Annotated in this window: 18 protein-coding genes; 5 read left to right on the top strand and 13 right to left on the bottom strand. The window is 45.7% G+C overall.

Annotation, left to right across the window (positions count from 1 at the left end):
• Positions 1-65 precede the first annotated feature (65 nt).
• The 5 genes from L0659_RS24545 to L0659_RS24525 all read right to left on the bottom strand — a co-directional run bounded on the left by L0659_RS24545 (position 66) and on the right by L0659_RS24525 (position 4,598).
• Positions 66-1,352, bottom strand: a complete 1,287-nt coding sequence (locus L0659_RS24545; RefSeq protein WP_235129245.1) for an O-acetylhomoserine aminocarboxypropyltransferase/cysteine synthase family protein — start codon at positions 1,350-1,352, stop codon at positions 66-68.
• Positions 1,353-1,491: 139 nt separating this feature from the next.
• Positions 1,492-2,022, bottom strand: a complete 531-nt coding sequence (locus tag L0659_RS24540) for an NADPH-dependent FMN reductase (protein ID WP_235129244.1) — start codon at positions 2,020-2,022, stop codon at positions 1,492-1,494.
• A gap of 3 nt (positions 2,023-2,025) precedes the next feature.
• On the bottom strand, positions 2,026-2,973 hold the full coding sequence (locus L0659_RS24535; RefSeq protein ID WP_235129243.1) for a YafY family protein: 948 nt from the start codon (positions 2,971-2,973) through the stop codon (positions 2,026-2,028).
• A gap of 36 nt (positions 2,974-3,009) precedes the next feature.
• Positions 3,010-4,023, bottom strand: a complete 1,014-nt coding sequence (locus tag L0659_RS24530; RefSeq protein ID WP_235129242.1) for an LLM class flavin-dependent oxidoreductase — start codon at positions 4,021-4,023, stop codon at positions 3,010-3,012.
• A 137-nt stretch (positions 4,024-4,160) separates the two neighbouring features.
• Entirely contained in the window at positions 4,161-4,598 is a 438-nt protein-coding gene (locus L0659_RS24525) for a DUF2147 domain-containing protein (protein ID WP_235129241.1), read from the bottom strand.
• Positions 4,599-5,086: 488 nt separating this feature from the next.
• Here L0659_RS24525 and L0659_RS24520 point away from each other — a divergent pair, with 488 nt between their 5' ends.
• Positions 5,087-6,313 (top strand): GAF domain-containing sensor histidine kinase, encoded by a 1,227-nt coding sequence (locus L0659_RS24520; RefSeq protein WP_235129240.1) that lies wholly within the window; start codon positions 5,087-5,089, stop codon positions 6,311-6,313.
• On the opposite strand, the gene L0659_RS24515 is transcribed toward L0659_RS24520, so the two are convergent.
• Both L0659_RS24515 and L0659_RS24510 read right to left on the bottom strand, forming a co-directional pair.
• The gene (locus L0659_RS24515) at positions 6,310-6,774 is read right to left on the bottom strand and encodes an SRPBCC domain-containing protein (RefSeq protein ID WP_235129239.1); all 465 of its coding nucleotides are present in this window, start codon (positions 6,772-6,774) and stop codon (positions 6,310-6,312) included. The two genes, L0659_RS24520 and L0659_RS24515, sit on opposite strands and share 4 nt — an antisense overlap.
• 36 nt (positions 6,775-6,810) lie before the next feature.
• Positions 6,811-8,049 carry a sodium:proton antiporter gene (locus L0659_RS24510; protein ID WP_235129237.1) on the bottom strand — a complete coding sequence of 413 codons (1,239 nt, stop codon included), beginning with the start codon at positions 8,047-8,049 and terminating at the stop codon, positions 6,811-6,813.
• Positions 8,050-8,155: 106 nt separating this feature from the next.
• On the opposite strand from L0659_RS24510, the gene L0659_RS24505 reads away from it, so the two are divergent.
• On the top strand, positions 8,156-9,379 hold the full coding sequence (locus L0659_RS24505; protein WP_235129236.1) for an RsmB/NOP family class I SAM-dependent RNA methyltransferase: 1,224 nt from the start codon (positions 8,156-8,158) through the stop codon (positions 9,377-9,379).
• 57 nt (positions 9,380-9,436) lie between these two features.
• Entirely contained in the window at positions 9,437-9,679 is a 243-nt protein-coding gene (locus tag L0659_RS24500) for a hypothetical protein (protein WP_235129235.1), read from the top strand.
• 69 nt (positions 9,680-9,748) lie between these two features.
• On the opposite strand, the gene L0659_RS24495 is transcribed toward L0659_RS24500, so the two are convergent.
• Positions 9,749-10,576, bottom strand: a complete 828-nt coding sequence (locus L0659_RS24495; protein ID WP_235129234.1) for a ThuA domain-containing protein — start codon at positions 10,574-10,576, stop codon at positions 9,749-9,751.
• 109 nt (positions 10,577-10,685) lie between these two features.
• Here L0659_RS24495 and L0659_RS24490 point away from each other — a divergent pair, with 109 nt between their 5' ends.
• Entirely contained in the window at positions 10,686-12,803 is a 2,118-nt protein-coding gene (locus L0659_RS24490; RefSeq protein WP_235129233.1) for a Tex family protein, read from the top strand.
• A 54-nt stretch (positions 12,804-12,857) separates the two neighbouring features.
• Here L0659_RS24490 and L0659_RS24485 read toward each other — a convergent pair whose 3' ends face one another.
• Positions 12,858-13,304, bottom strand: a complete 447-nt coding sequence (locus L0659_RS24485) for an SRPBCC domain-containing protein (protein WP_235129232.1) — start codon at positions 13,302-13,304, stop codon at positions 12,858-12,860.
• Positions 13,305-13,414: 110 nt separating this feature from the next.
• On the opposite strand from L0659_RS24485, the gene L0659_RS24480 reads away from it, so the two are divergent.
• The gene (locus L0659_RS24480; protein WP_235129231.1) at positions 13,415-13,870 is read left to right on the top strand and encodes an SRPBCC family protein; all 456 of its coding nucleotides are present in this window, start codon (positions 13,415-13,417) and stop codon (positions 13,868-13,870) included.
• Here L0659_RS24480 and L0659_RS24475 read toward each other — a convergent pair.
• The 4 genes from L0659_RS24475 to L0659_RS24460 form a co-directional block, all read right to left on the bottom strand.
• Positions 13,867-15,189 carry a porin gene (locus L0659_RS24475; protein WP_235129230.1) on the bottom strand — a complete coding sequence of 441 codons (1,323 nt, stop codon included), beginning with the start codon at positions 15,187-15,189 and terminating at the stop codon, positions 13,867-13,869. The two genes, L0659_RS24480 and L0659_RS24475, sit on opposite strands and share 4 nt — an antisense overlap.
• 433 nt (positions 15,190-15,622) lie before the next feature.
• Entirely contained in the window at positions 15,623-16,276 is a 654-nt protein-coding gene (locus L0659_RS24470; protein WP_235129228.1) for an NAD(P)-dependent oxidoreductase, read from the bottom strand.
• 70 nt (positions 16,277-16,346) lie between these two features.
• The gene (locus L0659_RS24465) at positions 16,347-16,775 is read right to left on the bottom strand and encodes an Rrf2 family transcriptional regulator (RefSeq protein WP_235129227.1); all 429 of its coding nucleotides are present in this window, start codon (positions 16,773-16,775) and stop codon (positions 16,347-16,349) included.
• 445 nt (positions 16,776-17,220) lie between these two features.
• A complete protein-coding gene (locus L0659_RS24460; protein ID WP_235129225.1) occupies positions 17,221-19,425 on the bottom strand; it encodes a gliding motility-associated C-terminal domain-containing protein in 2,205 nt (734 codons plus the stop codon).
• Positions 19,426-19,448 lie beyond the last annotated feature (23 nt).

Here is a 19,448-nt window from a genome sequence, read left to right as displayed (position 1 = left end):
TTCGACCGCCCGGCGGCCCGGTCCACTCAGGCTGACAGGCTAGTTTAAATTAGCTTAACACCTAACTACAACGCCCCGAACGCCTCTTCAATATCCGCTATAATATCATCAATATGCTCAATCCCAACGGAAATCCTTAGCTGCGTCGGGTGAACGCCGGCTGAGACTTGCTCGATTTCGTTTAGTTGTGAGTGGGTTGTGGATGCTGGGTGGATGATCAGGGTTTTGGCGTCGCCTACGTTTGCGAGGTTGCTGATCAGTTTCAGGTTATCTACGAATTTTTCTGCTTGTGAACGGTCTCCTTTGATTGAGAATGATAATACTCCTCCGAAGCCTCTTGTGAGATATTTTTTGGCCAATGTATGGTATTTGCTGCTTTCTAAACCGATGTAGTTTACGCTTTCTACCTGCGGCTGCGCTTCGAGCCATTGGGCCAGTTTCAATGCATTTTCGCCGATCCTTTCTACGCGTAACGACAGCGTTTCCAGGCCTTGCAGGAATAGGAATCCGTTGAATGGAGATAGGGCAGGGCCCCAGTCGCGCAAGCCTTCCACGCGGGCACGGATGATGAATTGAATGTTGCCGAATGGTCCGCCGATGCCGAACACATCATTCAAAACCAACCCATGATAACTTGGCGAAGGCTCTGTGAATTGTTTAAATTTACCATTGCCCCAGTTATAAGTCCCCGCGTCCACAATTACACCTCCGATAGAGGTTCCATGCCCGCCGATCCATTTTGTTGCCGACTGCACCACCACGTGTGCCCCGTGTTTAATAGGCTGGAATATGGCCCCGGCAGCTCCAAATGTATTGTCAACGATTAAAGGCAGATCATATTTGTTGGCCAGCGCTGCGAATGCTTCGAAATCCGGAACGCTGTAACTTGGGTTTCCGATCGTTTCCAGATAGATAAATTTGGTGTTATCGTCGATGAGTTTCTCGAAACTGCTCACATCGTCACCATCTGCGAAACGCGCTTCGACGCCTATGTTTTTGAAAGAGTTCTTAAACTGATTGTGCGAACCGCCATATAGGAAGGATGTGGTCACAAAATTGTCACCCACCGTGGTAATGTTATTGATGGCAATGAACTGGGCAGAATGTCCGGAAGCCGTTGACAATGCTGCTACACCGCCTTCCAAAGCAGCCACTCGTTTCTCGAACACATCATTCGTGGGATTCATGATCCGGGAATAAATATTTCCAAACTCCTTCAATGCGAACAGATTCGCTGCGTGTTCCGCATTGTTAAATACATAAGACGTCGTCTGATAGATCGGAACGGCGCGTGAGTTGGTTACAGGATCTGGCTGTTGTCCGGCGTGGAGTTGTAGGGTCTCAAATTTCATTTTGTTGAACGTTTTTTAAAGTGGATAGAATTCAAATGTATTAAATTAACATTTAGTATATAGAAATTATAGTCTTTTATTTGAAGCATAATTTCTATCATTTTACCAATATACTAACTCATTCCGGCATAAAACCGGCTCAGCCGATAATTTTAAGCAGGTTATCGCATTGGGCTTTAAGTGCTTCCAGCGTCGTTTCGTCCACAATCTGGTTTAAGCTATTAATTTTCAGCTTGATGTTTGGGATCGATAAGGCACTGTCCTCATTCCGCCGGGTTCCCAGGGCAGTAAGCGTTAGCAGGAGAGAGGCGAGCGCCTTATCTCCTCCGGTATTAAGCGGCGAAGCGCTGATTGCAGCCACCGGTTTGTCATTCAGTTCGCCCGTTGAAACGGTCCAATCCAATGCGTTTTTCAATGTTCCCGGCACTCCAAATGCGTATTCGGGTGTGCATATGATTACGCCGTCAGCCCGCTGAATGGCCTGTTTGAAGTTTGTCACAGCCGCATTGTCTGGCAGACTGGGACTAAAATGAGGGATCTGGTCCAGCCCTTCAAACAGTTCGTAACTGACGTGTTCCGGGAGGAATTCTGCGAGCTTTCTGAGAATAAGCGTGTTTGTAGAATCTGCTCTTAAACTGCCCGAAATACTTAATAAAGAGACTTTTTTCATATTTCAACGGGCGAGTTTCTCTGAGATCTGACCCAGCAGTGCCCTAACCTTGTCTTTCAGGCTTTCCGGTTCCAGGATGCAGGAGCATGTGGCGAGCATCAGATACCAGAGTGCGAAAGCGTCGAGTGATGCGGATAAAAAGCTCATCTCGATGCCGTCATCTGTGATGGTTTCGGAAACAAAACCGTAATAGTATTTCTGATTACGGATGTAGTGTGATTTGCCCTTTTCTATTCTGATCCGGATCAGCCGCAGGTTCTGGGTGTCCCAGGTTTGTGCTAGAAAGTCCTTTAATGGGGCATGCTTATGTTGAAAATCTCTGTCAGTAAGTTCAATTTTAAGGATGCGGTCGGAGCGAAAATTACGATAGTTGTTGCGTAAATGGCAATAGGCGATGGTGTACCAGTAATCATTCTCATGGTAGATCCCAACCGGCTCTATCACGCGTTCTGTCAGATCCTGGAAGCCAAGTGAATTGTAATTGATTTTGGTAATTTTTCTTTCAGTAATGCTTTTGAGCAAAATATCGAGCGTATTGCTGTCTTCCCCGTAGAATGGCTTGGATGACTGCCTGACCTCAATGTGGTTTTCAAGGGTTTCCACCATCGATTTTTCACTGCTCCGCAACACCGACTTAATCTTAAACATCGCGGACTGATATTGCGCTTGCGTCGAAAGATCCGTGAATTTCTCCATCAGCTTTTCTGCGGTAATGAATGTACGTGCCTCCTCCTTCGTAAACATAACGGGAGGCAGGCGATAGCCATCCATGATCGAATAGCCTACGCCTGCCTCCCCGATAATAGGCACGCCGGCCTCTGCCAACGAGCTGATATCTCTGTATACGGTACGCAAACTTATTTCAAATCGCTCTGCGAGATCCTGAGCCTTTACAATCTTGCGGGATTGGAGCTGAATAAGTATGGCAGTGATGCGGTCAAAACGGTTCATTTATGGCTGGCTAACAGATTAGCCACAAAAATAAACTTATTGAACTGGTTCTCTCAAATTAAATGCCTCAGAAATCAATTCAAATGACCGGATGCGGTTTTCGTTGCTGTCAGCCATTGTGGAAATCACAATTTCATCCACATCGAAGTCGTTCGCGAGCTTAGTGAGCTGCTCTTTTACGTCTTCTTTTGTGCCGGAAACGATCCGTCCGCTATTGTATCGAATGCGTTCAAGCTCCCCTTCTGTAAATTTGTATTTCCTGACCGTTGCTACATCAGGGAAAGGACCGAATTTTCCTTTCTCAAACTCGATCAAGATGTAATCCATCATTTTGCGCATTTCCAGCGCCTTTTCCTCTGTTTCGCCGCAAAGCACAAATACGGAAAGCAGCGCGTGAGGCTCGGCATATTGGTCGGATGGGCGGAAATTCTTTCGGTATGTTTCAATTACATCCGGCTTCACGAAGCCATTAATAAACTTCGCCACGGCCAATCCCATTCCAAACCGTGCGGCAATGTTACTGCTGCCACCGCTTGAACTCAGGATCCACTGCATTGGGATCGTGGGCGATTGCGGAGCTGCGTAAATAAAGCCACGTTCCGTTCCTGCTGTATCCCGGAAGAAATGCTGCAAATGTTCCAACTGGCGCAAATAACTGCTTTCGCTGAAATCGTTGGAAGGATTTAATAAAGAGGATGTAATGCGGTCTGTGCCGGGCGCTCGGCCCATTCCAAGATCGATACGGCCTGGAAACAGCGTTTCGAGCATTCTGAAATTTTCGGCAACTTTCAATGCGCTGTGATTGGGAAGCATAATGCCGCCCGATCCGATGCGGATATGGTTCGTCGAATCGGCCAGTTTCACCATTAGTACTTCCGGCGTCGATCCTGCTATAAATGTTGAGTTATGGTGTTCCGAAACCCAGAAACGGGTATATCCGAGCTCTTCGGCGAGCTTTGCCGTGGCAATTGTTTCGTTGATGGCGTCTTGGACCGTAGCGCCCTGTCTTACAACAGATTGATCCAATACTCCCAGTTGTATATGCTTCATATGCGTGATGGCTATTTAAAAAAGAACACCGGCGTTACCTTTTGTATTCCTTTAAAACACATTTAAAATGCTTTCCTCATGGATAGCAACTCACATATGAAGGGTAAATATCGTGCCACCACGCCGGCCGCTGTTACTTATAAAACGCGCTCCCAATAAGTGGACCTGCCCAGCAGCGGAATTCCTACGTAGCCACGGATTTCCAGCTTTTCTTCTCTCAATTTCATCAGGCAGCTATATGTTTTTCCGCTCTTCGGGTCATACATTTTCCCGTCGGCCCAAATTCCCTCGCTAAAAATGAAGCTGTGTAGCAAGTCAATGTTCTGGACGCTTCTGGACCGGAGTTTTTCGTTTGTATTATTGACATCTTTTCGCTGCGTTTGCCCATCCGCTTCCATCAGCTTCAGTCCCCATATCAGTTTCCCTGAATAGGTTGTTCCTTCTTTATAAATTTCAATGCGTGTGTCTTTTTCTTCATTCACCCATTCTCCTAAAATTTTATCGCCAGGCCCTGTCTGTCCAAAAATGGCCGTAGTGAAAAGTGTAAAAAGTATTGTAAAAGTAATTTGATACATGGGATTTTAGGGAGATCAGCGGATGGTCTTGGATGATTAATGTCTTAAAATTATGCTAATTCAATAATAACCGAATTTTTGTAACCAAAACTAGATTTTCAGTGAATTTGTCATTTCAGCGTTCAGAAAGCATAGTTCTATGCTTGGTAATTTATCTAACAATGATAGATCCTATGGTTAACACTGATAGATCCCATGTTAACAAATTCGAACTGGAATTATTCATATTCTTGTCCGGAACTGCAAGGCACAATATACGACAGTTCGGTGATATCTAAAACTGAATTATTCCAAGACTTTGTACAGCCATTCGAGTTGACTCACCGGCATTACTATCAGTCAGATGTTGGTATATAATGCACTTTGATAATGTATGTACAAAAGTCGTGCTTGATAATTAACTGTTGGAAAACCCCGAACTAGTACGAAACAGATAGATGTTTTGTGAGTATATTCGAAGCAGCAAACCAGCCTGAATTTTTAAACATTTGGAAAATTTATCACCTATCCCTGAAAACGAAATGGAAAGGTTATTCAGCCTTTCTGATTTTGACCTCGATTACTCTGACCACCAGGATACGTTCAAGGATTTAGCCAAACTGGCCGCCAAAGTGACGGGAACTTCCATCTCGCTCGTCAACCTGATCGACTCCCTGACGCAATGGACGATTTCAAACTATGGTTTGGACCTGGATCAGATGCTTCGCGAAGAATCGGTATGTCAGTACACCATCATGGAGACTGAGCAGTTTGAGGTTGCAGACTTGTCAAAGGACGATCGTTTTAAGGATAAATTTTATGTGACCGGTGGCCCTAATGTCCGTTATTATTATGGTGTGCCGTTGAAAACCAGCAAAGGGCTGCAAATAGGTGCCTTATGCGTCCTGGATACGGAGCGGAAGGTGCTTGATCCCGAGAAAATTGAGTTAATGAAGATCATTGCTGATGAAATTGTCAGCAGGCTCAAAACGCACAAGGTGCTGGAAAATCTTCGGAATAAGCTTAATGAGGCTAAGCAAACCCAGAAAAAGGTGGCACACGACATTCGCGGGCCATTGGGCGGGATTGTAGGACTCGCGCAGATCATTAAAGACCAGGGCGAAGATAATCATATGGATGAAGTGCTGGAATTTGTAAACCTTATTCATAAAAGCGGCAATTCCATTCTTGATCTGGCTGAGGAAATTCTTGATTCACATAAGGAAAACAAGTCAGCCCCTTCCCAAAACGGGATTTTGGATAGCAACCGGTTTAATCTGGTTCTGTTTAAGGAAAAACTCCTGAAATTGTATGAGCCCCAGGCAAAGCACAAAAACGTCGTTCTAAGCATCACCACGAGCAGCCTGACCGAAAATGTAGCTTTTTCAAAAAACAAATTGCTTCAAATTACCGGTAACATCATTTCGAATGCCATCAAATTCACGCCGGTTGGCGGCACGATCACGGTGGACCTGAGATTGGCCATTACATTGGAAATGCCCACCCTCATCATTTCTGTGACCGATAATGGAGTGGGCATGACCGCGGATAGCATTCAGCAAATACTTGCCGGTAATGCGGCGTCCACGGGCGGAACGAGCGGCGAGCCAGGGTTTGGTTTCGGTTTAGCGCTGGTTAAGCATTTGATTGACAGTCTGGAAGGTGAAATGAAGATCCATTCAATCCTGGGAAAAGGCACAACCTTTGAAGTCAGGCTGCCTCAGAACATCTATTAATCCACAGGCCTGGACATTCTTTCTTCGAGCTGGTCCAATATGACCGGCCAGGCTTCCTGATGCTTATTTCTGGAAGCCTCATTGAGAAATCCTGCATGGGTAAGGCTCACAAATGTCCCATTTTCATGCGCAGCCAGCGAAACCGTCACCACCGTTTCCGCACCCTCCGTGCCGCCCTCGCCGGTTACCCAGGCCAATTCGATCCTTTCGTCTTCCTGTATGGTTAAGAACCGGCCATAGTGCGGATGCCTGATGCCTTCGAAGGAGGTTTCGAAATAAAATGGCGTGTTTGGTTCGGGCTTTCCCAGAAATGAACCTGGCGATGCAAACCAGAGATCGATTTGCTGCGTCCAGGCTTTGAAAACCTTTGCAACAGGCAATGCAATTCGTTTCTCGACCTTTAATCCCAAAGGACGGGAAGTTAGTTCGGGTGGGCAGATAACTACATTTTGAGATTCCATGACGCTAATTTTTTATGATGTGATATTTAAAAGCAATTAAACCGATTTGGAAAACTTCTTTTCAAGGCTCGTCATGACGCGTGTTGCCGTGAGGCCGTGCATCGCCACAGAAAGTAATACAATGAATGATACTGTTGACCAGAGCTCTTTGTCCATTAAAAATGTCTCCTTACTCAATGCAAATGCTAGATAATAAAAGGATCCGACGCCCCGGATTCCATAAAAACCAATGCCCATCCGTTCTTTGAAATGCAATTTTGTACCAATCAAAGCGATCAATGACGAAACCGGGCGTATGACCAGCAGGAAAAATAATGATAACAGCGCATACTGCCAGGTCAGATAATCAAGAATGCCATGCACCAGGCTGCCGCCGAAGATCAGCAACACAATGGCGACAAGAATGCGCTCTGTCTGGTCTGAGAAACTATGGAGATCCTTATGGAACTGGTGGTTCAGCTCGTAGTTCCGCATGGTTACAGCTGCCACAAAAACGGCCACAAAGCCATATCCGCCCAGCAATTCAACTACACCAAATACCGCCAGCGCCGCGGCCACCGCAATAAACCCATCATTAAGATCGATAGACTTGCGTTTTTCCGAAAAATTGAAAATCAGATAAGCCAGGATCCAGCCGAGCAGTAGGCCTAACCCGATTCCTGCAATAATTTTATAAACAAAGTCAATTCGAAACCAATCGCCTGCAAACTCGTCGAAGTTACCGGTGGCGGAACCTGCCAGCAATATCGCCAGCCAGGTAAACGGGAATGCCATACCATCATTCATTCCGGCTTCTGCAGTGAGCGAAAAGCGAACCTGGTCTTTCACTTGCTCCATAGGCGGCCCAACTTGCACATCGGCTGCCAAAACAGGATCAGTAGGCGCTAAAACCGAACCCAGCAGCAATGCAGAGGCAAGGTCGAATTGCAAAAAATAATAAGCGATGAAAGTAACGGAAGCAATGCATAGCACCATTGTGATTGTAAGCATCCGAAACGGAACAGCCCAAGCCCTGAATGAGAATGGTTTATCGATCTTCAAACCGGTGCCCATCAGGGAAATCACGACGACCATTTCGGTCAAATGAATGGTCTGTACATTGAATATGATGGGATTAGGATTGGGAAGGACATCCAGGAACTCATAAACGATGACACCCAAGGCGACAAAGACCACTGAGTCAGAAATTCCGGTTGTTTTCGTAAATGAAGGCATCCAGGCCATTCCGAGCACCGCTATCCCAATGATCGTAATCGTAATGATGTAGCTATCCATATACCGAATGGCTTAAAAACCATGCCTTTGCATTGAAAAATTGTTTTGTACGCCAGACCTTACCATTTTTACCGCTTCAAAGAGGTGTTTGTTTAAAAAAGATATTTTGAAACTATATAAAGGATTGGTTGCCGCAACGGTTGAGGCATTGCAGCACATATTTGTTAAAAATCGCCAGGCTGACCGCGTTGTAGAGCAGCTTTTGAAATCGAACAAAAAGTGGGGCGCACGGGATCGCGCTTTTATCGCGGGTAACACTTATGAGATCGTGCGCTGGTGGCGGCTGATCAAATTTGCCGCGGATATTGAGAAAGTATCTGATCCTGAGGAGTTTTGGAAAGTTGTGGGCGTCTGGCAAATTGTTAAACCCATCCATCTTCAAACGGAAGATGATGGCCAACTTCCCGAATGGCCCGAATTTGAGGACATTCATGCTGAAAGTGTATTGGCCAGATATGAGGAAGGATTAACCGTTCGAAAAATCGCGCAGTCCGTTCCCGATTGGATTGACGCCATCGGCGTTGCGGAACTGGGCGAGGCATGGGATGCAGAGCTGGCCGCTTTGAACCAGCAGGCGCCTGTTGTGATCCGGGTAAATACATTGAAATCAAATGTTGATGCGGTTAAGGAGGTTTTTGGACAAGACTGCGCATCAGAAATAGCCGGCATTCCCGATGCGCTCGTTTTGAAAAAGCGCCAGAACATATTAAATCACGATGCTTTCAAACAGGGGTTTTTTGAGGTTCAGGACGCTGGTTCACAACTCATAGCGCCCTATCTGGACATTCACCCCGGATTAAGCGTCATTGACGCTTGTGCGGGTGCGGGCGGGAAGACGCTGCACATTGCGTCGCTGCTGCAAAATGAAGGTTCTATTCTGGCCATGGACGTTGAATATCACAAGCTGCTTGAACTCAAAAAGCGGGCCGACCGAAATGGTGTAAAAAACCTGGAAACCATGCTAATTTCATCTGACAAGCTCATTGAAACGCTTGCGGGAACGGCGGACAGGCTGCTGCTCGACGTTCCGTGTTCTGGATTGGGTGTGCTAAGAAGGAACCCCGATTCCAAATGGAAGCTTAAACCGCAATTTTTAGAAGAGATCAAAAAAGTCCAGTGGCAGATTCTCAACCAATACAGCCAAATGGTGAAACCCGGCGGCAAGATGGTTTATGCCACATGCAGCGTGCTTCCTTCCGAATCCGAGGATCAGGTAAAACGATTCATGAAGGCCAATAAACGGGAATGGAAATTCATTTCAGCGCATCGTACTTCCGTCGCCAGCGATGGCACGGATGGATTTTATATGGCTTTATTGCAAAAGAAATAGGGGTAATGTTGTAAGGCACGGTTTTTTGCGAAGTCCAGGCAAATAAAACTGAACATTATGAAATCCCAGACAGAAAAACGGGAAGAAAGGCTCGACGACGAAACTGTCGACAGACAACCCAGACAGCAGCCTGTGCCAAGTTATGGTGAACCAGGTCAAATGGGTCCCATGAACCCGACACCGGATGTGCCAGGCGCTGATGCGCCCGAGGTAAGCACCGGAAACCGATTCAATACCGACGAGCCTGCGGAGGAAACCGATGAGCGGGAAGTAGGGGATATCGAGTCTGAAAATCCATGATATCAGCTGCCCTAATCAGCTTCTTGATCGCTACAAAAATGGGGTTGTAACATTTCCCATTTTTGTAGTTTAATTTCTCTTCCCCAACCACAGTATGGTGTTCAATATCAATTGATTCTGAGTGGGATTATCAAAAGTGAATGAGAGCTCTTTGTCTGTTTTGTTCTCATAGTCAATGTCATTGTGTCCCATATTCATGTACACCATCTTGTATTTTTTGTTGCTCCAAACAACCGGATAATAGCCGCTATGCCAGATTTCGTGCTGCTTAGGGCCAGTTCCTAACGGAAAACTCGCCGGATCAATGGATAGCAGAATTTGAATGTCCGAGTTTGCTTTCAGATCCTTTTCCCAGCGATACCATTCATTAGGCGAAGCTTTGAATGTTGCAGGCAACGCTTTGGTAATGTCACTTTTAGAATCTTCAACTTTCAAGATAGCCGACGTTGGCCGCCACGTATTGCTCTTATACTGGCCTGAACCAAGAAAATCATTGTGATACCAATCCCAGTTTTGCGGGTATGCGGAAGGCGTTAATGCAAATGCGGAAAAATGAAATCCCAGCCAGCCGCCGCCGTTTTGCATATAATTTTGAAAAGCGTCACGCTGCGCAGGCGTTTCAGGCCTTGTGTCAAGAAATAAAACAACCTGATAGTCAGCAAGAAAGTCGGCGTTCAGGTTATTCCAATTGCTCGTTGTATCGTAGGTAAAGCTGTTCTGCCTGGCCATTTCAGATAAGCGCCTATTAGCTTCTCCCACAAAGCTTATATGTGCTTTATCATTTTTTCCTGTAAAGAATGCAATGACTTTGAATGGTGACTGAGCCCGGGAAATGAATGGTGTCAATGTCAGAAGCAACAAAAGCGAAATGACTACAATTCTGCTCAGCAATTTCATAAAAACGGGCATAGGTTAGGAAAGTTAAAGGCACTAAATCTACGAATATCTGCTTTATTTGCGGAAAGAATTTCACAAAGTCGATTTAACGAATAGCCCGTTCTAAGCCATGAATTTCCCCTATATAGCCCAGCAAACGTCCATTTCAGAGAAACAGGTTCGAAATACCATTCAACTTTTCGAGGAAGGCGCGACGCTGCCGTTCATTTCCCGATACCGGAAAGAAGCCACGGGCGGGCTGGATGAGGTGCAGATCGGAGCAATCAGGGACGCGTGGCAAAAACAGCTGGAAGTGGAAAAACGACGCGAAGCCATTTTGAAAAGCATTGAAGAACAGGGAAAACTTACTCCCGAACTTCGCAAGCAGCTGGCGGGCGTTTTTACAATGGTTGAACTGGAAGACATTTATCTTCCCTACAAACAAAAACGAAAAACGCGTGCAGGGATCGCTATCGAGCGGGGACTTGAACCGCTGGCGCAACTCGTTTTTACAGGTAAAGAGCCGGATCCGGAGCGAAAGGCAGCGTCGTTTGTGAATGATCAGGTTCCGACCGCGGATGATGCATTGCAAGGAGCCCGGGACATTATCGCTGAGTGGATCAATGAAAATCAGGACTCACGGACGCGCATTCGCAATCTTTTCCAGCGAGGCGGCATCATTACTTCGAAGGTTAAAAAGAAAAAAGAGGAAGAAGGCGTCAAATACCGTGATTATTTTGATTTCTCCGAGCCATTGTCACGCATTCCCTCACACAGGCTTCTTGCGATCCGCCGTGGAGAAGAAGAGGGGATCCTGAATGTGACGATCTCGCCGGATGAAGATCAGGCCATTGAAGCACTGGATCGCCTTTTCCGCAAAGGTCCGCCAGCCGTCCTTACGCAAATGGAACTTGCGATTTCCGACAGTTATAAGCGACTTCTAAAACCATCCATTGAAACAGAATTTGCCAATCTTTCAAAAGAGAAGGCGGATATCGCTGCTATACAAGTATTTACCGAAAATCTGCGGCAATTATTGCTCGCATCACCGCTCGGGCAGAAAAACGTGCTCGCTATTGATCCAGGTTACCGGACAGGCTGCAAGGTTGTGGTGCTCGATAGCCAGGGAAATCTGGTTGCCGATCTTGTAATTTATCCCTTTGACAAACCCAGTGAAGCAAGCGCCAAGATTTCTGACCTGATCCAGAAATGGAAAATCGATGCGATCGCCGTGGGCAATGGCACGGCCGGAAGGGAGACGGAGGACTTTGTACGAAGGCTCTTGACACAGGCAGGGAAGTCGGAGGTGGTTGGCTTGTTCATGGTTAGCGAACAGGGCGCTTCGATTTACTCGGCGTCGGATGTGGCGCGGGAAGAATTTCCGGATAAGGATGTGACCGTTCGAGGCTCTGTATCCATCGGCCGCCGTTTGATGGACCCGCTTGCAGAGCTGGTTAAAATCGATCCGAAATCGATTGGGGTTGGTCAGTATCAGCACGATGTGGACCAGAATTCATTGCGAAATGCTTTGGATACAGTCGTGGAAAGCTGCGTAAATTCCGTAGGCGTAAATCTCAACACGGCAAGCAAGCATCTTTTGCGCTATGTTTCTGGCCTGGGAACGTCCCTGGCGCAGAATATCGTGGATTTTCGGGCTAAAAATGGTGACTTCAAATCACGGCAACAATTATTGAAAGTTCCTCGTCTCGGATCCAAAGCATTTGAACAAGCAGCTGGCTTCCTGCGTATTGAAAATGGGGCTAACCCATTGGATAATAGTGCTGTACATCCTGAGCGCTATGATGTTGTCGCTCAAATGGCCAAAGACTTGGGTTCAAATGTGAAAGATCTCATTCAAAAACCTGAGTTAAGGAAACAGATCAAACCAGAAAAATACATTTCGGACTCAGTTGGGTTGCCAACATTAAAAGACATTCTTTTGGAACTCGAAAAACCGTCGCGCGACCCGCGGGAGGGCATGAAGAAATTTGAGTTTGATAGTTCTGTCCGGAAACCGGAAGATTTAAAAGTAGGTATGGTGTTGCCTGGCATTGTTACCAACATTACCGCATTCGGCGCATTTGTTGACGTGGGTGTGAAACAGGATGGACTCGTTCACGTTTCGCAAATGGCGGATAAATTTATCAAAGATCCCAACGAAATTGTGAAGTTGCAGCAGATTGTTAGTGTGAAAGTGACTGAGGTCGATTTAGCAAGAAAGCGCATTGCACTCAGTATGAAAGTATAGAAATGCTAAGCCAATCCGGTTTGAATTCCCCCGGATTGGCCATTTGCTAATGCATTATAGGACGTGTTTCCGTTCTCCTTCAAGGATTCGCTTAATATCTCCCACGACTTTCATCCAGTTCGCTTCCGCCGCCACCACCGCTTCATCCGTTTCCAGATTGTCCTGCGTAATGGTTAGTGTGGTTTCATCGTCATAGTCTGAAATGTGATAGGTCACATGCGCATAATTGTCTTCAAAATCTTCGGTGCCGGAAAGCGGGCTCCAATATGAGAAGCTAAGCACGCGCTCGGGAATAATTTCCAGGATCGTCCCTTTGTCCTCATAAGGTGTGCCATCCCAAACACCCTTGTAGGTGATCGGGCTGCCAACTTGCCAGTCAGAATACACTTCCGCGCCGTACATATATTGTTTAACAATTTCTGGATCTATCAACGCCTTCCAAACGGACGAAGGGCTGGAATAGATGGATGTGGATGTCGTTGCAATCAGTTTTCTGTTCATATTTTTGCAATTAGGTCATGCCAAAACATAGAGAAAATCATGCCAAGAATGCATTATTTGGTCTGGTACGCGTATTTTAGCGTATGTAGCTTATACAAAATCTATATCACGTGCAAGAGTTATATTTCAAACAAAATCTTCCCATTTCACTCGATGAAGCCTGGTCGTTTTTCTCTAATCCAGCTAATTTAAAGGAGATTACCCCGGCCAAAATGGGCTTTGTTGTGACTTCCAGGCATCATGGCGGTGAAATGTATGCGGGACAAATCATCCGTTACATCGTTAAACCCGTGCTCGGCATTCCGCTAAAATGGTGCACCGAAATCACGCATGTGGCTGATAAACAGTATTTTGTAGATGAGCAACGCTTTGGGCCTTATGCATTCTGGCACCATCAGCACCGGTTCACATCCATCCCGGAAGGCGTAATGATGGAAGACATCCTGAATTACAAGGTTCCCTTTGGTTTTCTTGGAGACATTGTCAATGCGCTTTTTGTGAGAAATGAGGTCAATCAAATCTTCGAATATCGCCGCAAAATCCTCACAGAACGCTTCGGAAGCTAGAAATTATACTGAACACGGCAAGTGAAAAGGTCGTCGGACACATCCGTTTCAAATCCTTTTAAAGCGGATTTTTCGTTTCTGACAAAATCATAATAGAATATGAATTTGAGCGATTCATTCGCTGTATAAACATATCCCATTCCGATCGTGTCATAACGCAGGTCAGCCTTGTTGAAACCCCTGGCGTCCGTCAATTCGGTGCCGGAAACGCGTTTGTTCGGATCGTACCAGTCGTATTTCATGACAAACTGATGTTCCAGACTGCCCAAATGCTGTAAAAAATAGAAGTAGGCGCCATCGAAATTCCGGGTATACAGCGGATCTTTTGTCCCGTTCGTTACTGGATAAACGCCGGGTGTCTCACTGCTGGCAAATGTCGCAGTCTGATCGCCGCGAATGTATTCCAGCCGGAATTCTGTTTCGCCTTTTCTGTTCGGGAAGGAGATTTGAAAATCGGCACCGGCGTAGTTCCGTGGCGAAACTTTGTTCAGATTTCCCGCCGCTGAGTCACGGACCATTGCATATTCACCTGCATCGGCCCTTGTGCGATATATAACGGGCGACTGGCTGGTTATTCCGCCGGCATAACCGGAAATGGCCCCGGAGACAATGGCTCCACCCAATGCGCGCACATTTGAAGGTTTTACACTCAACCGGCCGATGATGTCTTTGTGACTGTCATAATCCATTGGTCCCGACATTCCCTGACCGTTGAAAACGCCCACATCGAGTTTAAGCTTTTGCCGCCATTCAACTGATTTCCGGCTGGTCACTGTCAGCATTGCGCCGATATCCCTTTCCGTCCGCATGAGGATCTGAGACATTCTTCCCCGTTCCGGCGTTTCCCGGTTGGCCGAAGAAAGGTTTACCTCATAGCCAAATGGCCGTGCGAACATTCCGGTAGTCAGCGCGAAAATTTTGAATTTGTTTTCATAAAACCTGCCCCAGAAATCCCGGATGGCCACCCCGCGCTCAGTCCCGTCGAACTGGAAAACGAAGTATGAAGTCGGCTCGCTTTTCTCATTTAAATGCGCATAATCTACACGAAGCCGACCCCGACGAAGCATAAAGCGATTGTTGGCCTGCGCCGAAAAATTACCACCGCCATATGTTTCCGCACCCTTCTTTGCAATGTATTGGAATTGTGGCTGAATATATCCGCTGATCCGTACGCGATTGTAGCGCTCGTAAATGGACAACATTCCTTTTCCCATCTGGTTGGTGGTGTCCACCAGGTCCATCAGGAACCGCTGTGAGTAGGCCTGCGAGTTGCTTAATAAGGCAAGAACAAATAGTAAGCCGGTAATGCGGTATTTCATTGGAACGAAGTTGGTGTCAGCAAATGGGCTACAAAGAACTTTATTTTTCCGCTAATAATCCCGCCTCAGCGTCATAACTTTTCATCTGATCCGGCCTTTGTTCTTTTGGTTTTTATAGGAAGGTAGAGAGATTTTTAATGCAAATCCAAAGATAATCCATTTTGTGTATTTCTAAGAAGCAGAAGTCATCAAGCTTGTAAATAAGTTATATACATTTAAAACCTTGTAAAAGATCTAATCATATCGAACTAATATAAAGTTTAATACTAACATTAGGATATAATAATATTAAATATAAATTACTTTTGATAAGTATAATACTTTTAAATAAATTTATTCGTATAGATAGGCCTAAATGAAATGGCCTAATATTTCATATTTTACATTTAGAACTATCTATACAAATCTGACGTGTTAAAATTCAGTAAATGAGCTAGTAAGCCACTGTAAAACGTTCGTTAATATGTTTTGGATTTTCGATCTCATCAACAACTGCAACAGATAGATCTTCTACTGAAATGATACTTCTACCATTTTCATTGAACACTGGTGTATCGAGCGAAGTCCGGTATGCGGCTGTTCTCTTGCCTGAGGTACCCGGATGCATCTCGATTGCCGGACTCAAATACGTCCAATCCAATTCACTTTCAGCTTTGATCTCACCCTGGTACTTGCGTGCTGCTCCTGCCCCTGCTTTGTATTCTTCCGGGAATTCGGGTGTGTCGATTAGTTGCAATCCGGGGGCAACTTCAAGGCTTCCGGCACCGCCGATTACGAGAAATCTTTTTACGCCTGCCTGCTTCACACCGGACTGAATGGATGCAGCTCCTCTGAGATATTCGTCGTAAATATCCGGATTGGTCCAGCCAGGATTATAAGCGCTGACAACGGCATCGACGCCTGCAACGGCTTTCGCCACTTCTTCGGTGTTGAGAACGTCTGCTTGTCTGGCAATGATTAAGTCGTTGTCGGACGGGATCTTTTCAATGTTCCTGGCGATGGCTACAACTTCGTGGCCACGGGAAATGAATTCTTGTAAAAGCGGGGCGCCTACAAATCCTGTTGCGCCGATTAATGCTACTTTCATTCTTGGGGTTTGATTTAAAATGGTGATTGATTGAGATTGTAAATGGGGGGTGTTTAAGCTATTTAACTGGTTAAGTTTTCGGGTGTACAGTCTCGAAATTACGGCAAAAATCTGCCAGCGATTTCTTGCTTAAACTGCCCCGTAATGCAAGCTCTGCCTCGGTGTAAAGTTCATCCAGATAGCCATTGATTTGACGCCCTACACGGCACTTGGGATTGGGTGCATTGATGCCCTTTCCAAGCAGATCATTCTGCCGTACCGCATCATAAATTTCAGACATGAAAATCGATTCAGCGGGCTTTGCAAGTTGGCTGCCGCCAGCCTTACCTTCCTTGCTGATGACCAGGCCACGCGCCCGAAGGTTGCCAAGCTCCTTGCGCACAAGCACAGGATTAATGTTGATGCTGCCCGCCAAATACTCAGACGATATCCATTCTTCCTCCTCAAAAGCGAGTAAGGAAAGGATATGAACAGAGATCGCAAAACGTCCATTATTCATTTACTGTAATGATTAATATTACAGTATAAAGGTTGAAAATTTGCAATTGAGACGCAAGAAAAAAGATGGATTTTTATTTTATCCAGTTTATGACGTCTTGGTTAATGCTGCGGGATTCTAGATAAATAACTGTTAATCAATTACTTAATAATTAATACATTTAATAAGTATAATATTACTTAACATTACATAAGTACTAAACATTAACTACTATTTAAATATAAGAATTTATAAAAAGTATTATATGATTTGTATGTAGACTTAGTATTGAGAATTCATCATGACAAATACATTTAGTACTTTTTATAAATAAAATTAGTACTTAAAAATCTATACATTATATACATCTTAATATTTAGTAATGTAGTTAATGTATCATACATATCGATATGCCGGAATGTATCCAGCATATCGAATGTATACTTCTTTCGAATGTTATGGAGCTTTATTTGAGAATTGTCAAACCGCCTTTATACGATTTTTTGGTGTACTGAACGACGTAGTAGTAATAGCCTTGTGAGATGCTGGTGGGGCACCAGTTTTTGCGGATTTTAGAGTAATAAACCTGCTTGCCCCAACGGTTAAAAATTGTCACATCTTTGAACTGATTTACGCAATTGTCGGCGGGCAAATGTTCCAGAACAAAGCAGTCATTTTTGCCGTCGCTATTGGGCGTAATGACATTCGGGAATTCGGGCGCGACATCCGAAGTATCGTCTTTCACGATGACCTTCACAGTCGTTGTATCCGTTGCAGCGGCGCAGCTCTTATCCTGGGTAATGAAGTCGATCAGGAAGGTTCTCTCGGACTGGCCTTCGAGCATCGTGCATTCGGGTGACCAGGCGTAGGGAGAAGTTACTTCTTTCACGCCGGTTTTATTGGCGAACTTCATCCCGGCATCGGCAATGCTGAATCCGCGCCCGGCGGCGGCGAGGCTGATGGTGTTTGTATCGGGATCTGTGGCCAGCACATCAAAAACGATTTCGTTACTGGCTCCGATGGTGTAAATGACCTCTGGTGTGGCGAGCGATGTTTCAACCAATGGCGGGGTGTTAGGCGATTCATCAACAATAAAATATACAGGCTTCGAAACGGCCAGCGGATTTCCGACACAGCGCATGTCCTCCACTTTGAAATCCACGGCGAGTGTGTCGCCTTTCTTCGCATTACAGGGCGGCGTCCATTTGAATGTCTGCTGAATCTGCGCTTTACCGCTGATGGCTTTAAAATCCATTGCCATATCCACCATATTGAAATCCTGCCCGCGGCCGGAGAGGGCAATGCTGTCGCGATCGATGTCTTTTCCGTACACTGTGAAAACAACAGGCACGCCGGCGGTGACATGCACAAACTGGCCGGGTAGGGAAGTGGTTACCTCAGGCGATTTGTTGCCGCTGCTTTCGCGGCGGATCAGGATGCTCAGCGTGTCTATCAGCGGGACCGGGCAGCTTTCATCCTCTGCGATCAGTTCAATCTTGATCGGGCGCTGGTCGTAGGTTACGAAGCACTCGTCCAGGCATACTTCAAATTTCAATGTGTCGTTGGCGATTTTGGTCCTGAATTCCGCCGGCAGGATCGTAAAATAGTCTTTGGAATGGTTAATAGCGCGGCCATTAATACGGATGATCTGATTGATCGTGGGATCTGTGACCATCACTTCGAAGCAGTTCGGGTCGCCTTCTTTGACGGTAATGATTTCGTTCTCTGTATAATATGTGTTTTTCCCTTTTGGTTTAAACAACAACTTCGGCGCATCCATTTTGGGACAATCAACGACTTTGAGCTGAAAATCACGGGTAAGGCTTCCGATTTTAACACCATTTCTAAATTCATCCACCTGCACAGCAAACACATACAACCCGACATTGCCGGGTGTAACGGACAGCATTCCCGTTTTAGGATTCACAGTTAATGGTTTGGGGCCAGGGATAATATTAGCTTCTGATATACCCGGCAGCCACGTGAGTCGCGGATAATTGGACGAACCTCTGGCTTCCACGCTCGGATTGGCTTTGTCAGAAAACCCCTGCATCGGTGTGATCAACTTGTAAGTCAGGCTGTCGCCGTCAGCGTCCTTTCCTCCAAAATCGAAGAAAAACGGGGAGTTTACGCAGGCATAATCGCCTTTGATCGCAGGGAAAACAGGGGAGGAGTTTTTAAAATTTGCATTGTTTTTGAAAAGCGGCGGAAATTCCAGGTAAAAAAGGCTTCCTGCATCGCCAGGTGCCTGAATGTTTGTAATAGTCCCGTTTCGGCAGCAGCGGTCCCAAACCATATAATAGCCCTGCGGATCGCTGAAATCGGTTGGTTCCAGCCGCAATGGCAGGCTGTACGTGATCATATATGTTTCGAGCGACGATATTCCACACTGCGGATTAGCATAGGTGACCGATTTTCGTTCTATTTTTGGGGCCTGAAGATAACCGATCGGTTGATTGTCGCGTTTTCTGAAGACGTAAATGTTGACAAAAGGATCCTCAGCGCCGGGATTGCCATTGAGGGCATCAAAATACATCGTAAGGCCGATGTTATAATTATAATAATTGTTCGGATTTTCAGTGATAAAAAGCTGACCGCCAACGATATGGGTTGCATAAGTTTTGGAAAAGGCAAACAGCATCAGCATGAACAAGATATACCGTTTTTTCATGGCTTGATAAGGGAGTAGAATTT

The organism is Dyadobacter sp. CY347, assembly GCF_021502655.1.
Lineage (GTDB): Bacteria > Bacteroidota > Bacteroidia > Cytophagales > Spirosomataceae > Dyadobacter.
The sequence above is the reverse complement of the archived record's forward strand: the minus strand, read 5'-3'. Positions and strand labels throughout refer to the sequence as shown.